This is a genomic window from Tsuneonella troitsensis (assembly GCF_001441535.1).
Lineage (GTDB): Bacteria > Pseudomonadota > Alphaproteobacteria > Sphingomonadales > Sphingomonadaceae > Tsuneonella > Tsuneonella troitsensis.
In genome coordinates, this window is record NZ_LMAU01000001.1 from 46,882 (window position 1) to 62,556 (window position 15,675).

The 15,675-nt window shown below is 63.8% G+C and carries 10 protein-coding genes; 5 read left to right on the plus strand and 5 right to left on the minus strand.

Going from position 1 to position 15,675, the window contains the following annotated elements; all coding sequences use genetic code 11:
- Positions 1–38: 38 nt before the first annotated feature.
- Positions 39–4,364 carry a DNA-directed RNA polymerase subunit beta' gene (gene rpoC / locus AR323_RS00260; protein ID WP_057881954.1) on the minus strand — a complete coding sequence of 1,442 codons (4,326 nt, stop codon included), beginning with the start codon at positions 4,362–4,364 and terminating at the stop codon, positions 39–41.
- A gap of 73 nt (positions 4,365–4,437) precedes the next feature.
- Positions 4,438–8,616, minus strand: a complete 4,179-nt coding sequence (gene rpoB / locus AR323_RS00265) for a DNA-directed RNA polymerase subunit beta (protein WP_057881955.1) — start codon at positions 8,614–8,616, stop codon at positions 4,438–4,440.
- 578 nt (positions 8,617–9,194) lie between these two features.
- On the opposite strand from rpoB, the gene AR323_RS14785 reads away from it, so the two are divergent.
- The 5 genes from AR323_RS14785 to rplL all read left to right on the plus strand — a co-directional run bounded on the left by AR323_RS14785 (position 9,195) and on the right by rplL (position 11,734).
- Entirely contained in the window at positions 9,195–9,737 is a 543-nt protein-coding gene (locus AR323_RS14785; protein ID WP_057881956.1) for a DUF2975 domain-containing protein, read from the plus strand.
- Positions 9,737–9,973 (plus strand): helix-turn-helix domain-containing protein, encoded by a 237-nt coding sequence (locus AR323_RS00275; RefSeq protein ID WP_057881957.1) that lies wholly within the window; start codon positions 9,737–9,739, stop codon positions 9,971–9,973. The genes AR323_RS14785 and AR323_RS00275 overlap by 1 nt, the downstream gene beginning before the upstream one ends.
- A 143-nt stretch (positions 9,974–10,116) precedes the next feature.
- Positions 10,117–10,446 (plus strand): hypothetical protein, encoded by a 330-nt coding sequence (locus tag AR323_RS00280; protein ID WP_057881958.1) that lies wholly within the window; start codon positions 10,117–10,119, stop codon positions 10,444–10,446.
- Positions 10,447–10,762: 316 nt separating this feature from the next.
- On the plus strand, positions 10,763–11,278 hold the full coding sequence (rplJ, locus tag AR323_RS00285) for a 50S ribosomal protein L10 (RefSeq protein ID WP_057882539.1): 516 nt from the start codon (positions 10,763–10,765) through the stop codon (positions 11,276–11,278).
- A 78-nt stretch (positions 11,279–11,356) separates the two neighbouring features.
- A complete protein-coding gene (gene rplL / locus AR323_RS00290) occupies positions 11,357–11,734 on the plus strand; it encodes a 50S ribosomal protein L7/L12 (protein ID WP_057882540.1) in 378 nt (125 codons plus the stop codon).
- Between the two features lie 80 nt (positions 11,735–11,814).
- Here rplL and AR323_RS00295 read toward each other — a convergent pair whose 3' ends face one another.
- The 3 genes from AR323_RS00295 to AR323_RS00305 form a co-directional block, all read right to left on the minus strand.
- Positions 11,815–12,411, minus strand: a complete 597-nt coding sequence (locus tag AR323_RS00295; RefSeq protein WP_057881959.1) for a phosphatase PAP2 family protein — start codon at positions 12,409–12,411, stop codon at positions 11,815–11,817.
- Positions 12,412–12,477: 66 nt separating this feature from the next.
- The gene (locus tag AR323_RS00300) at positions 12,478–13,821 is read right to left on the minus strand and encodes a cation:proton antiporter (RefSeq protein WP_083495170.1); all 1,344 of its coding nucleotides are present in this window, start codon (positions 13,819–13,821) and stop codon (positions 12,478–12,480) included.
- Positions 13,822–13,866: 45 nt separating this feature from the next.
- Positions 13,867–15,660, minus strand: a complete 1,794-nt coding sequence (locus tag AR323_RS00305; RefSeq protein ID WP_057881961.1) for a cation:proton antiporter domain-containing protein — start codon at positions 15,658–15,660, stop codon at positions 13,867–13,869.
- Between the last annotated feature and the right edge of the window lie 15 nt (positions 15,661–15,675).

The following is a 15,675-nucleotide window of genomic DNA, read 5'->3' on the forward strand; positions in this document are numbered from 1 at the left end:
CGCTCCGGCGGGTTTTCCTTTTGTCGCTCGTGAGCGGCTCAGCTTTCGGTTTCGGTATCCTCGACCGGAGCCTCGTCGCTCTGCTGCAGGTACTCGCCTGCATCCGCGTCGGTGCCGTGGGTCTCGCCCTCCATCACCGCCAGCGGATCGTCGCCGATCGCCGCTTCCGGACCCTGCTCGAGCTCGGCAGCGTGCTCCTCTTCGGCGGTGTTCGCCATGATGAGGTGATCCTGTGCCTTGCGCCATGCGGCGCGCAGCGCGGCATCCCGACCCGACGCGGCGACCCGCATGCGGTTCATGCCCGCGCCGGTACCCGCCGGAATGAGGCGGCCGACGATGACGTTCTCCTTGAGCCCGATCAGGCTGTCCTTCTTTCCTTCGACCGCCGCCTGCGTAAGCACGCGAGTGGTTTCCTGGAACGAGGCCGCCGAGATGAACGAACGCGTCTGGAGCGAGGCCTTGGTGATGCCGAGCAGCACCGGGGTCCCGCTGGCGGGCGACTTGCCCTTGCCCAGCTTGCCGTTGATCTCGTCCATCTCCTCGCGGTCGACCTGTTCGCCCGGCAGCAGCACCGTGTCGCCGCCGTCGGTGATCTCGACCTTCTGCAGCATCTGGCGAACGATCACTTCGATGTGCTTGTCGTTGATCTTCACGCCCTGGAGTCGATAGACTTCCTGGATCTCGTTCACGAGGTACTCGGCCAATGCCTCGATCCCCATGACCTCCAGGATGTCGTGCGGGTTCGGAGAGCCCGAAACCAGCGTATCGCCCTTCTTGACGTGGTCGCCTTCCTGGACGTCGATCACCTTGGTCTTGGCGATCAGGTACTCCACCGGATCCCCCTCCTCGGGCACGATCGCGATCTTGCGCTTCGCCTTGTACTCGCGGACGAACTCGACCCGGCCGGAGATCTTGGCGATCACCGAAACGTCCTTGGGCATGCGCGCCTCGAACAGTTCGGCGACGCGCGGCAGACCGCCGGTGATGTCGCGGGTCTTGGCGGCTTCGCGGCTCGCACGGGCAAGAATGTCGCCCGCTTCGACCTGCTGGCCGTCCTCGACCGAGAGCGAGGTGCCCGGAGCCAGCATATAGCGCTGGGCCTCGGTCTCTTCGCCCTTCTTGCCCGCTTCCTCGCCCAGCAGGGTCAGGCGCGGACGAAGGTCGTCCTTCTTCTTGCGGCTCGACGCGCGCAGTTCGGTAACGACGCGCTGGGCGATGCCCGTCGCATCGTCCACGCGTTCTTCCATCGTCACGCCGTCGACGAGATCCTGGAAGCGCACGATACCCGACTGTTCGGTGATGATCGGCAGGGTGAACGGATCCCATTCGGCAAGCCGTTCGCCGATCGTCACCATGTCGCCGCTCTTGTGCATCAGCACCGTACCGTAAGGCACGCGGTGAAGCTCGCGCTCGCGACCTTCGGCGTCGATCACCACGATCTCGCCGTTGCGGGCGAGGCTGAGGATACGGCCACGCTTGTCGACGATCGTGGGCATGTCGCGGTATTCCACGCGGCCTTCCGAAATCGCCTCGAGGTGCGAAGTTTCGTTGAGCTGCGCCGCGCCGCCGATGTGGAACGTGCGCATGGTGAGCTGGGTACCCGGCTCGCCGATCGACTGCGCCGCGATGACGCCGACCGCTTCGCCGATGTTCACCGGCGTACCGCGGGCAAGGTCACGACCGTAGCAGGTACCGCACACGCCCTGTTCGGCCTCGCAGATCAGTGGCGAGCGGATCTTGGCCGACATCACCTCGGCAGCCTCGATCTCGGCGACCATCGGCTCGTCGAGCAGGGTGCCCGCCTTGACGATGACTTCGCCGGTTTTGGCGTTGACTAGGTCTTCGGCCGTGGTGCGACCGAGGATACGCTCGCCCAGCGAAGCGATCACCGAACCGCCCTGCACGATCGCGCGCATTTCGAGCGCACGCTCGGTGCCGCAATCGTCCTGCACGATCACGCAGTCCTGCGACACGTCGACGAGGCGGCGAGTCAGGTAACCCGAGTTCGCCGTCTTGAGCGCCGTGTCCGCGAGGCCCTTGCGTGCGCCGTGGGTCGAGTTGAAGTATTCAAGAACGGTCAGACCTTCCTTGAAGTTCGAGATGATCGGAGTCTCGATGATCTCGCCCGAAGGCTTGGCCATCAGACCGCGCATACCGGCGAGCTGCTTCATCTGCGCCGGCGAACCACGGGCGCCAGAGTGGCTCATCATGTAGATCGAGTTGATCTGCGCCTCACGACCGTTCTCGTCCTTGGGACGGGCTCGGATCTCGTCCATCATGGCGTTCGCCACCGTGTCGCCGCAACGGCTCCAGGCGTCGATCACCTTGTTGTACTTTTCCTGCTGGGTGATCAGGCCGTCCTGATACTGCTGCTCGTAATCGGCCACCAGCGACTTGGTTTCTTCGATCATTCCTTCCTTGCTGTCGGGAATGATCATGTCGTCCTTGCCGAAGCTGATGCCGGCCTTGAACGCGTGGCGGAAACCCAGCGCCATGATGGCGTCGGCGAACAGCACCGTGTCCTTCTGACCGGTGTGACGATAGACCTGATCGATGACGTCGCCGATTTCCTTCTTGGTGAGAAGGCGGTTGATGACGTCGAACGGCACGGTGTGCCGCTTTGGCAGGCATTCGCCGATCAGCATGCGGCCCGGAGTCGTCTCGACCCGCTGCATGTACTCCTTGCCGGCTTCGTCGGTCTGGGGAACGCGGCTGACGATCTTCGAGTGCAGCGTGACCGCACCGACGTGAAGCGCCTGGTGCACTTCGGCCATGTCCGACAGCATCATGCCTTCGCCCGGCTCGCCTTCGCGATCCATCGACAGGTAGTACAGGCCCAGCACCATGTCCTGCGAAGGAACGATGATCGGCTTGCCGTTGGCAGGCGACAGGATGTTGTTCGTGCTCATCATGAGCACGCGCGCTTCCAGCTGGGCCTCGAGGCTCAGCGGAACGTGCACGGCCATCTGGTCGCCGTCGAAGTCCGCATTGAACGCGGCGCAGACCAGCGGGTGAAGCTGGATCGCCTTGCCTTCGATCAGCACCGGTTCGAACGCCTGAATGCCAAGGCGGTGGAGCGTCGGAGCGCGGTTCAGGAGGACCGGGTGTTCGCGGATGACTTCATCTAGGATGTCCCAGACTTCCTTGCGCTCCTTCTCGACCCACTTCTTCGCCTGCTTGAGGGTCATCGACAGACCCTTGGCGTCGAGGCGCGCGTAGATGAACGGCTTGAACAGTTCGAGCGCCATCTTCTTGGGCAGGCCGCACTGGTGCAGCTTGAGTTCCGGACCGGTCACGATGACCGAACGGCCCGAATAGTCCACGCGCTTACCGAGCAGGTTCTGGCGGAACCGGCCCTGCTTACCCTTGAGCATGTCGGACAGCGACTTGAGCGGACGCTTGTTGGCACCCGTGATCACGCGGCCGCGGCGGCCGTTGTCGAACAGAGCGTCGACGGCTTCCTGCAGCATGCGCTTTTCGTTGCGAACGATGATGTCCGGCGCGCGCAGCTCGATCAGGCGCTTGAGGCGGTTGTTGCGGTTGATGACGCGGCGATAGAGATCGTTGAGATCCGACGTCGCGAAGCGGCCACCGTCGAGCGGCACCAGCGGGCGCAATTCGGGCGGGATGACCGGGATCACTTCGAGGATCATCCATTCGGGACGGTTGCCCGAATCGATGAAGCTCTCGACGACCTTCAGCCGCTTGATGATCTTCTTGGGCTTGAGCGTCGACTTGGTCGTTTCGAGCTCTTCGAGCAGGGCATCCCGCTCTGCCACGAGGTCGAGGTCCATGAGCATGAACTTCACCGCCTCGGCGCCGATCCCGGCGCTGAAGGCGTCCTCACCATACTCGTCCTGCGCGTCGAGCAGTTCGTCCTCGGTGAGGAGCTGGAACTTCTCGAGCGGGGTCAGGCCGGGCTCGGTGACGATGTAGCTTTCGAAGTACAGCACGCGCTCGAGCTGCTTGAGCTGCATGTCGAGCAGCAGGCCGATTCGCGAAGGCAGCGACTTCAGGAACCAAATGTGCGCGACCGGAGCTGCAAGCTCGATGTGACCCATGCGCTCGCGACGCACCTTGGTCACGGTCACCTCGACGCCGCACTTCTCGCAGACGACGCCCTTGTACTTCATGCGCTTGTACTTGCCGCACAGGCACTCGTAGTCCTTCACCGGACCGAAGATGCGCGCGCAGAACAGGCCATCACGCTCGGGCTTGAACGTGCGGTAATTGATGGTCTCCGGCTTCTTGATCTCGCCGAACGACCACGAGCGGATACGCTCGGGGCTGGCGATGCCGATCTGGATCTGGTCGAACGTCTCGGGCTTGGCGAGCTGGTTCGTGAATTTCGAAAGTTCGTTCATGGCTTTAGTCCCTTACGGGTGAATTTCTCTGGGCGGAGTGGGAGGGGACCACGCAGGCGTGGCCCCCGCCGATTTACTCCGCCGCCTCGGCCAGCGGCTCGCCGTCTTCGCCGACGTCGATCGACGACAGCTCGACGTTGAGTCCCAGGCTGCGCATTTCCTTGACCAGCACGTTGAAGCTTTCCGGAATGCCGGCCTCGAAGGTGTCGTCGCCCTTGACGATCGCCTCGTAGACTTTCTGCCGACCGACGACGTCGTCCGACTTCACGGTGAGCATTTCCTGCAAGGTATATGCCGCGCCGTAGGCCTGGAGCGCCCAGACCTCCATCTCGCCGAAGCGCTGTCCGCCGAACTGCGCCTTGCCGCCCAGCGGCTGCTGGGTGACGAGCGAGTAGGGCCCGATCGAGCGCGCGTGGATCTTGTCGTCGACCAGGTGGTGAAGCTTCAGCATGTAGATGTAGCCCACGGTCACCTTGCGGTCGAAGGCTTCGCCCGACCGTCCATCGAACAGCGTCACCTGGCCCGAGGTGGGCAGGCCGGCCTGCTCGAGCATGGCCGACACGTCCGCCTCGCGCGCACCATCGAATACCGGCGTTCCGAACGGCACGCCGTTCTTCAGAGTTCCGGCCATCTCGATGATGTCGGCAGCCGTGCGGCTTTCGATGTCGGCGTGGTACTGTTCGCCGTACACTTCCTTCAGCTTCTCGACGACCGCGGTCGGTGCCGCGGCAGCCTCCGGATCGGGATTCGCCTCGCGCCATTCGTCGAGCGCCGCGGTCACCTGCTGGCCGAGGCCGCGTGCGGCAAGGCCAAGGTGGGTCTCGAAAATCTGGCCCACGTTCATGCGGCTAGGCACGCCAAGCGGGTTCAGCACGATGTCGACCGGAGTGCCGTCTTCCATGAACGGCATGTCCTCGGCAGGCAGGATGCGCGAGATGACACCCTTGTTACCGTGGCGGCCGGCCATCTTGTCGCCCGGCTGCAGCTTGCGCTTCACCGCGACGAAGACCTTGACCATCTTCAGGACACCCGGAGCGAGCTCGTCGCCGCGTTCCAGCTTTTCCTTACGATCCTCGAACCGGTCGTCGATGACCGCGACGGCCTCGTCGTACTGGCCCTTGATCGCTTCGATCTGGGCCTGGCGACCATCGTCGGCGACGGCGAACTTGAACCACTCGAAGCGCTCGATCCCTTCGAGCAGCTCTTCGGTGATCGTCTCGCCCTTCTTGACACCCTTGGGCGCTGCCGAAACGACCTGACCCACCAGCATTTCGCGCAGGCGGTTGTAGGTCGCACGGTTGAGGATCGAACGTTCGTCCTGGCTGTCCTTGCGGAGCGCCTCAATCTCCTGGTTCTGAATCGCGCGGGTACGGTCGTCGACCTCGATGCCGTGGCGGTTGAAGACGCGCACGTCGACGATCGTACCGGCCACGCCCGGCGGCAGGCGAAGCGACGTGTCGCGCACGTCGCTGGCCTTCTCGCCGAAGATCGCGCGGAGGAGCTTTTCCTCAGGCGTCATCGGGCTTTCGCCCTTCGGCGTAATCTTGCCGACAAGAATGTCGCCCGGGTGCACCTCGGCGCCGATGTAGACGATGCCCGCTTCGTCGAGGTTGCGGAGCGCTTCCTCGCCGACGTTCGGGATGTCACGCGTGATGTCTTCCGGCCCGAGCTTGGTGTCGCGCGCCATGACCTCGAATTCCTCGATATGGATCGAGGTGAAAACGTCGTCCTTCACGATGCGTTCGGAGATCAGGATCGAGTCCTCGTAGTTGTAGCCGTTCCACGGCATGAACGCGACGAGGCTGTTGCGGCCCAGCGCCAGCTCGCCGAACTCGGTCGACGGACCGTCGGCGATGATGTCGCCCTGCTCGACCACGTCACCTACTTTCACCAGCGGGCGCTGGTTGATGCAGGTCGACTGGTTCGAACGCTCGAACTTCTGCAGGCGATAGATGTCGACGCCCGACTGGCCGGGTTCGACATCACCGACTGCGCGGATGACGATGCGAGTCGCGTCGACCTGGTCGACCACGCCGCCGCGGCTGGCGGTGATCGCCGCGCCGCTGTCACGCGCCACGGTTTCTTCCATGCCGGTGCCCACGAACGGAGCCTCGGCCTGGATGAGCGGCACCGCCTGGCGCTGCATGTTCGATCCCATGAGCGCGCGGTTGGCGTCGTCGTTCTCGAGGAACGGAATGAGCGATGCGGCGACCGAGACGAGCTGCTTGGGCGAAACGTCCATCAGCGTGATCTGGTCGTTGGGCAGCATCACGAACTCGCCGCTCTGACGGGCGGACACGAGGTCCTCGACGAAGCGACCTTCGCCATCGGTTTCTGCCGAAGCCTGCGCAACCGCATGCTTCTGCTCTTCCATGGCCGACAGGTACACAACGTCACCGGACACCTTGCCGTCCTTGACCAGACGGTAGGGCGTCTCGATGAAACCGTACTTGTTGACGCGGGCGAAGGTCGAGAGCGAGTTGATCAGACCGATGTTCGGGCCTTCCGGCGTTTCGATCGGGCAGATGCGGCCGTAGTGCGTCGGGTGAACGTCGCGCACTTCGAAGCCGGCACGCTCGCGAGTGAGACCGCCCGGCCCGAGAGCCGACACGCGGCGCTTGTGGGTGACCTCGGACAGCGGGTTGGTCTGGTCCATGAACTGGCTGAGCTGCGACGAACCGAAGAACTCGCGCACCGCGGCAACGGCGGGCTTGGCGTTGATCAGGTCGTTCGGCATCACGGTCGACACGTCGACCGAGCTCATGCGCTCCTTCACGGCGCGCTCCATGCGGAGCAGACCGACGCGGTACTGATTCTCCAGCAGTTCGCCGACAGAGCGGACACGGCGGTTGCCGAGGTTGTCGATGTCGTCGACCTCGCCCTTGCCGTCCTTCAGGCCGACCAGCTCCTTGACCACGGCAAGGATGTCTTCCTTGCGCAGGGTGGTCACGGTGTCCTCGGCATCGAGGCCCAGGCGCATGTTCAGCTTTACGCGGCCCACGGCCGAGAGGTCATACCGTTCGCCGTCGAAGAACAGGCCTTCGAACAGGGCTTCGGCGGTCTCCTTGGTCGGCGGCTCGCCTGGGCGCATGACCTTGTAGATCGCCTCGAGGCCCTCTTCGCGGTTCTCGGCCTTGTCGACCTTCAGCGTGTTGCGGATCCACGGGCCGGTGTTGACGTCGTCGATGTCCAGCAGGTCGAGTTGGTCGACGCCTGCCTTGTCCAACGCTTCGAGGTTCTCGGGGCCGACTTCATCCCCGGCTTCGATCCAGATGCGGCCGGTCTTCTCGTCGATGAGGTCGTTGGCGGCGTAGCGACCGAAGATTTCCTCGGTCGGAATCAGCAGCGCCTCAAGCCCGTCCTTGGCAGCCTTGTTGGCGGCACGGGGCGAAATCTTCTGGCCTGCGGGGAAGACTTCCTCGCCGGTCTTGGCATCGATGAGCGCGAACGCCGGCTTCTGGCCGCGCCATGCCTCGGCGGTGAAGGGGACCTTCCAGCCATCCTTCGCGCGCTTCCACGAAACGGTTTCGTAGAAGTGGTGAAGGATTTCCTCGGCCGACAGACCGAGCGCATAAAGCAGCGCCGTGACGGGCAGCTTGCGCTTGCGGTCGATGCGAACGTTGACGATGTCTTTGGCGTCGAACTCGAAGTCCAGCCACGAACCGCGGTACGGGATCACCCGCGCGGCGAACAGCAGCTTGCCCGAAGAGTGGGTCTTGCCGCGGTCGTGATCGAACAGCACACCCGGCGAACGGTGCATCTGCGAGACGATGACACGCTCGGTGCCGTTGATGATGAAGGTGCCGTTGTGCGTCATCAGCGGCATGTCGCCCATGTAAACGTCCTGCTCCTTGATATCGAGCACCGACCGGGTCTCGGTCTCGGTGTCGACTTCGAAGACGATCAGGCGCAGCGTCACCTTCATCGGCGCCGCATAAGTGATCCCGCGCTGACGGCACTCGGTGGTGTCGTACTTGGGGTCCTCGAGTTCGTAGTGCACGAAATCGAGCTCGGCGGTACCGGCGAAATCGCGGATCGGGAATACGCTGCGGAGCGTCTTCTCGAGGCCGGAGACATATCCAGTGGACTTGTCGGAGCGAAGGAACTGCTCGTAGCTCTCGCGCTGCACCTCGATCAGGTTCGGCATCTTCACGACTTCGTGAATGTCGCCGAAAATGCGCCGGATGCGCTTCTTCGCGGTGCCGGTTTGCTTGGTGCGGGTCGGGGCCGGAGCCTTCGCCTTGGTAGCCATAGGAGGGATATCGCCTCTTCATCTTCGCCGCGGAGAGCGGCGGTGCCTTGAATCTCGTGCGCGAGCGAGAACCGTGACGCGAAAAGCCCGCAGCACAAACGCACCCCTTCCGGAGGCCGGCTGCAGGACTGTGCATCGCGATTATGGAAACGCCGCTTCCATTCCTTGGTCCGTCGCCGCGCAACGACAGACCTTGCCCGAAGCGAGCGGTCGGGGGCGCATATAGGCAGGCGACCCAGACGAGTCAAACGAGTCCAAGGCGATTCGCGGGCCTGTTCGACCCTGTCACCCCACGCTCGGCCCAAAATTTTCGTTTCTCGATCAATCAATTATCGTTTTTCGATATTTATCGATTGACGATAATTTTTAGCGTGTTTATCGATTATCGACATCAACCGTATTGGAGTTCAACAAATGACGCGCTATTCGAACTACATCCTCGCCATCGCCGCCTCGCTCCTCCTAACTCTGGTGACGTTTCAGCAGGCAGTGTCCGTACCTGGTGCGCCGGCACCGGTCGGCACAGTCCAACTCGCCTGATCGCATCGCGAAGCCGACCGGCCAAAGGGGACTTTCTCGTGCAGACCATCATTAGGGATCCGCTGCTTACTGCAGCGCGGCTCATCATCACGTTTTTCATCGGCGTCTTTGCCTTCGTGATCGCGGCGATCGCGATCGGCATACCGGTGATGCTGCTCAACCAGGAGCGGATCCTGGCTGCGGTTTCCGCAGAAGGGGTCGAAGTAGGGACCGAACTGTTCGGCGCGCTTGGCCTCATGTTTGTCGGACTAGCCGCCTTTCTGGCGCTAATGATCTGGTTCCTGGTCCTGCTGCGGCGGATCGTGAACACGGTCGGAGAAGGCGACCCCTTCGTACCCGAGAATGCCGATCGGCTTTCGCGCATGGGATGGATCGCAGTCGGCACGCAGTTGCTGGCGATACCTATGGGGGCGATGGTCCTCTGGCTGGCAGAGGTTTTCAAGGAAGCCGACGACATCCACGTCGATGCCGACATGGGAATCGATGGCGGCGCGATCGTCCTTATCCTCGTATTGTTCATCCTGGCGCGCGTGTTCCGTCGCGGTGCCGCGATGCGCGAAGACCTTGAAGGAACGGTGTGATGCCAGCCGAAGAAGGAACCAGCATCGTGGTTACACTCGACGACCTGCTCTACGCCCGGCGGATGACACTCACCGAATTGGCGGAACGTGTCGGCCTCACTCTCGCCAACTTGTCCATTCTCAAGACCGGCAAGGCCAAGGCGATCCGGTTTTCCACCCTCGAGGCGATCTGCCGCGAACTGGAATGCCAACCCGGTGACCTGCTTGGGTACCGCCCGACAAGCTCCGCCGAGTGACCGTCTCTCTCCGGGGATTGTGATACCCGTCCCCACCCCTGGTCCCCCGGACAGACACCCGCCGGGCCCGCAGCAAGCGCGGGTCCGGCGGGAACCTTGTCAGATTGTGGCGATTGTATGGCGCAGATATCAGGAGAATTCCTATGAAGAAACTCGCACTTTTCGCCGCCCTTCCGTTCGTTCTCGGCCTCGCAGCCTGTGGTGACAGCACCCCCGAAGTTGCCGAAGGCGACATGACCGCCGCCGAAGCCACCGACGACGCCATGGCGACCGACACCAGTGCCGTCGGCCCGACCGATACGTCCCCCGCCGGCTCGGCCATGACCGACGCCCAGGAGGCCGAGATCGCCGACGAAACTGCCGAAAACCTCGAAGAGCGTGCCGATCGGGTCGAGGACGTGAACGAGGCCGAAGCCGACCGTCTCGAGGCCGAGGCGAAGCGCCTTCAGGAAGAACGCGACGCCAAGCGCTAAGCGATCGCCAAACGGCGCGCAGTTGACTTCGCGCCGCTTTAGTCTAGAGGCCCGCCCCGTCCGGCGGGCCTCTTTGCATCTGCAAGAGGCGTGCAGGGCGTCCGTCCGAGACAGTTGGTGGCCGGGAATCGCCCGGCCTTAATCTCCAGCCTAGACGGGGAAACGAGATTTTTCGCGATCACACTTATGGGTGGTCGCCTGCACGGTGTTCGCACCGCTCCTTCCCCATCGGTGGACTCGCCCATTCGTGCTTCGGCGCGGGTGGCAACGTGAGCCGGTCGCGGGTCCGCCCGCGGCCATAATGAAGGAGCAAGGCATGGATCGTTCGCAGAAAGCCGACGCGGTCGCCGAGCTGAGCGAAGTCTTCAACGAGGTCGCTGTGGTGGTCGTCACCCGCAACCTCGGCATGTCGGTGGCCCAGTCCACCGCCCTGCGTACGAAGATGCGCGACGCCGGTGCGACCTACAAGGTAGCGAAGAACCGTCTGGCCAAGCTGGCACTCAACGATACCCCCTATACGGGCCTGGACGAGTTTCTGTCCGGACCCACGGGCCTCGCCTGGTCGACCGACCCGGTGGCGGCGGCGAAAGCCGCGGTGGATTTCGCCAAGACGAACGACAAGCTCGAGATCGTCGGCGGATCGATGGGGAGCCAGGTGCTCGACGCGGAAGGTGTCAAGGCGCTCGCCTCGATGCCCAGCCTCGACGAGCTGCGTGCCAAGCTGATCGGCCTCGTCAACGCGCCGGCGACCAAGGTCGTCCAGCTCGTCAACGCGCCCGCCAGCAAGCTTGCCCGTGTCTTTGGCGCCTATGCCGCCAAGGACGCTGCGTAAGCGGTTTTTCCCGGAAGCAACAATTCTCGGGCCACGGCAATCCAGCCACTGGCCCGGCCCTAATTTGGAGTGAACATCATGGCCGATATCGCCAAGCTTGTTGAAGAACTGTCGAAGCTGACCGTCCTCGAGGCGGCTGACCTTGCCAAGGCCCTGGAAGAAGCATGGGGCGTTTCCGCCGCTGCTGCCGTGGCCGTGGCTGCTGCCCCCGCCGGTGGCGACGCCGGTCCGGCTGCCGAAGAGCAGACCGAATTCGACGTCATCCTGACCGGAGACGGCGGCAAGAAGATTCAGGTGATCAAGGAAGTCCGCGCCATCACCGGCCTCGGTCTGACCGAAGCCAAGGCGCTGGTCGAAGCCGCGCCGAAGGCCGTCAAGGAAGGCGTCAACAAGGCGGAAGCCGAAGACATCAAGAAGAAGATCGAGGAAGCCGGCGGCACCGTCGAGCTCAAGTAAGCCTTTCGCTTACTTACCTCGTCTCTTTCTTCGAGACGTTCGAGAGGGCGGCCTGCACCAGCGGGCCGCCCTTTTCGCGTTCAGGCGCGCCGCGCGACCAGCCGTGCGGCTTGTCGCCACGCCGCGTTGACGAGCCCGGCTGCGACCGCGCCGATGGCGGCGCCTGCGGCCACATCGGACGGGTAGTGCGCACAGCCTGGTATCCGCGCGAGTGAGACGCCCGCTGCTGCTGCATTCGCAGCGGCAGCGTGCTGCGGATAGACCGCCGCTGCGGCCCGCGCGACGGCGACCGCACCCGCGCTGTGTCCCGATGGAAAGCTCGACGCCTCCTTGCGGGTGTCCCGCCCCTTGCGCGGCTTGTGTTCCTTGCCCGCGGCGCTGCGCGGCCGCGCGCGGATCACGCGTCGCTTGACGAAATCCTTCATCAGCGTGGCGACTTCGTGCGCTATTAGCATGCGGACCCCGGCCCCGATCATGCGCGGATCGCACCGAACCAGACCAAAAACGACGGTTCCCCCGGCCAAGACCCGCAACTGCGCCTGATCGCCGATCTGGCTGAGCCGGCCGATCGCCTCGACGGGCTTCGTCTCGCGATACGGTAGCAGCGCCTTGCGGACTTTCTTGTCGATCTCGAACACCGGCTCGGCAGGTTTCGCGGCGCGTTTCTTTTTGCTCATGGCATGACAACCGCCGCCGCCGAGTTCGGTGCCGACCTTTCGAGGGATTTCCGACCTACTGTCCTGTCACTCGGAAACGGCAGGGCTCTCCGTCTCGGGCGTCCGGCGGAATCTTGTCGGCCAGTTTGCATGGTATTTCTGACTGAGCCGGTCGAACGCCGCGGTCACCGTCACGCCGTGCATCACGATCGAGGCAGCGATGATGAGGCCTAGCGTGCCCCACAGGCTATACTCGTAATCGAAGGTGCCGTGATTGAACCCGTAGCTGAGATAATAGACCGAGCCCAATCCGCGGATGCCGAAGAACGCGATCACGCCACGCTCGTATGCGGGGCGCTTGAAACCGATCAGGCTGATCCAGCCTGCGAGCGGCCGGATCACCAGAAGCATCGCGGCAGCGAAAGCCGCTTCCTCCCACCCCACATTCGCCAGCAAGCCGCCGGCGATCATCCCGCCGAACATCAGCAGCATGAACATCGCCAGCAGACGTTCGGCCTCATCGGCGAAATCGTGGAGGCGCTTGTTGAAGTCATGGCCCTCGGCCGCACGGCGGATCATGACCCCCGCGACGAACACGGCAAGGAAGCCATAACCGTGCGCGAATTCGGTGGCCGTGTAGGCGACCAGCGTAACTCCCAAGGCGACAAAGCCATCACCCGTCCGCGACAACCGGGTCGTCGCGGGTAACCGGTACGTCATCCAGCCGATCAGCCAGCCGATGCCCGCGCCCATCGCGAGACCGGCGGACAGCTTCCACAGCACGTCCTTAATCAGCCAATCGGTAGCCACCGACTGCGTGAGAGCGCCGGCGGCAGCAATGGCGATCGCCAGATGGATGAAGGGAAAGGCCAACGCATCGTTGAGCCCCGCTTCGCTGGTCAGCGCGAATTTCGCCTCGGCCTCGCGCTCGTCTTCGTCATGCTCGATTTGGACGTCCCCGGCCAGCACCGGATCGGTCGGTGCGAGCGCCCCGCCGAGCAGCAACGCAGTGGCAAGGCTCAACCCAAGCAGCCAGTGGCCCAGCCCCATAACCATCAGGATCGTGAGCGGCATGGCGATACCCAGCAATCGCCATGTCGCGTTCCAGCCCTTCCAGCTCACCTTCCGACCCATCTTCAGGCCGGCCCCCATCAGCGAAACGATGACGATCAACTCAGCCGATCGCTCGACCAGTGCAGGAGCCTTGTCGGGATGCGGTGCCCAGCCCGAAAGCGGAGTGAATGTGAAGATCGCAATGCCGATGAGGACGCAGACCATCGGCAGCGACAACGCCATGCGGTGCAAAGCGATGGGTAGCCATGCGACAAGGAGGATCAGCGCTCCGAGCGCAAACAGTATCTCGAAATAGTAAGCGCCGATCGTCGGAGCCTGTGCTGCGATCGTCGCGGCCTCTGACAGCACCGTAAGCACGCATGTTCCTCCTCAGGGCGGGGAGGCCCTAGACGCACCAGACGATCACGAGGGGCGTACCGTTCCCGCCGATTGCACGGCATCCCCGCCCTCGCGGCGACGGCGGGGTCGGATGACCATGTCCCGCGCCGCCCGATAATCGCCTGCCTCGCGCTGCAGATCGAGCCGTTCGCGATCGGCCTTACGGTAGTCCTCCTCCGCGTCGTCGATGGTCTGGAGCGAGTTGCCGAGCACTTCGAGTGCGGCGCGACCCATCGCGACGGCCGATTCCATGACTTCGCGCACTGCATAGTCATGCGGCGCGTCGCGCAGATCGATGAGTGTCCGCCGGTCGAACGCCCGAATGAATATTCGTGCGTCGGGAAAGGCCTCGCGCACAGCCTCGAGCGTTCCATCGCCCAGCTGGCTACCGTCGAGACAGAACAGCAGCACGTCGGCCTCGCCTGCGCCCGCCTGTCGCAACAGGTCGATGCGCGTGCCGTCTCCGAAATAAACCTTGCTGCCGAACTCGCCGGCGACGTCTATAATTTCGGTGTCGCGATCGATCAGCGTCACGTGGATGTCGCTTGCCATCAGCATTTGCGCGACGGTTTGCCCGAAACGTCCGTAGCCGATCACGAGCGCGCTTGCGCCGTCTGCGTGCGGGCCCTCGCGCTTCTCACCCTTCTCGGGCGCCCGGCGCAACGGGGTGGTGAGCATCATCAGGAACGGTGTCGCAGCCATCGAGATCGTCACGACCGCACCGAACAGGCTGGCGGCTTCGGGCTCGATAAGCAGGCCTTGCTGGGCCTGCGCGAACAGCACGAAGCCGAATTCTCCACCTTGGCTCAGCAGCAGGCCCAGCGCCAGCGAAGCGCGCCAGCCCATGCCCATCAGCATTCCCAATCCGCCGATAACGGCGGCCTTGATCGCGATGAGACCGATGGCGGCGAACAGAACGAAGAACGGTCGCTCGGCAATCGCCTGAAGGTCGAGCATCATCCCGACGGCAAGGAAAAACAGGCCGAGCAGGATCGAACGGAACGGCTCGACATCGGTCTCGAGCTCGTGCCGGTAGGGTGAATCGGCGAGCATCACACCGGCGATGAACGCCCCCAGCGCCGTGGACAAGCCGAGCAGCGCCATCGTCGAGGCGCTGGCGGCGACGGTGAACAGTGCCGCGACCACGAACATTTCGCGTTCGCCAAGCCCGCCGATCAGCCGGAACATCGGCCGGATAACGAACCGGCCCGCCAGTATCAGCCCCACGATGGCCGCGACGGTCGTGAGGCCGAGCTGCCAGCCCGGAGGACCGGCCGTGTCGGCCGGGTTGCGGCTGAGCGCTGCTACGACGGTGATCATCGGGATCAGAGCCAGGTCCTGGAACAGCAGGACCGAAAACGCCCGCTCGCCGAACGGTGTTCGCAGTCGACCCGCGGACTGCAGCATCGGCAGCACCTGCGCGGTCGACGACAGCGCCAATGGCATGCCGAGGGCAACCGCGGCGGGCCAGGAAAAACCGGTCGCCAGCCCGATTGCACCGGTCAGCGCGACACCGCACAAGACGACCTGCGCGAGCCCGAGCCCGAAAATTTCCTTCCTCATGCGCCACAGGCGTTGCGGCGCAAGTTCCAGCCCGACAACGAACAAGAGGAGGACGATGCCCAGCTCGGCAATGGCAATCTTGCTTTCGGCTTCGCCCGTCAGGCCGAGAACCTGCGGCCCGATGACCGCGCCGGCAACGAGGTAGCCCAGCGTCGCCCCCAGTCCCAGGCGGCGGAACAGCAGCACGAAGCCCAGCGCGAAGCCGAGCATGACAACCGCATCGCGCAGGAAATGCGAAGCGGCTTCGTGCTCCATGGGCAGACTTTCGTG

Coding starts and splice junctions, on each gene's coding strand:
- rpoC (WP_057881954.1), bottom strand. CDS start 4,364: ATGAACGAACTTTCGAAATTCACGAACCAGCTCGCCAAGCCCGAGACG.
- AR323_RS00280 (WP_057881958.1), top strand. CDS start 10,117: ATGAAGAAACTCGCACTTTTCGCCGCCCTTCCGTTCGTTCTCGGCCTC.
- AR323_RS00275 (WP_057881957.1), top strand. CDS start 9,737: ATGCCAGCCGAAGAAGGAACCAGCATCGTGGTTACACTCGACGACCTG.
- rplL (WP_057882540.1), top strand. CDS start 11,357: ATGGCCGATATCGCCAAGCTTGTTGAAGAACTGTCGAAGCTGACCGTC.
- AR323_RS00295 (WP_057881959.1), bottom strand. CDS start 12,411: ATGAGCAAAAAGAAACGCGCCGCGAAACCTGCCGAGCCGGTGTTCGAG.
- rpoB (WP_057881955.1), bottom strand. CDS start 8,616: ATGGCTACCAAGGCGAAGGCTCCGGCCCCGACCCGCACCAAGCAAACC.
- rplJ (WP_057882539.1), top strand. CDS start 10,763: ATGGATCGTTCGCAGAAAGCCGACGCGGTCGCCGAGCTGAGCGAAGTC.
- AR323_RS00305 (WP_057881961.1), bottom strand. CDS start 15,660: ATGGAGCACGAAGCCGCTTCGCATTTCCTGCGCGATGCGGTTGTCATG.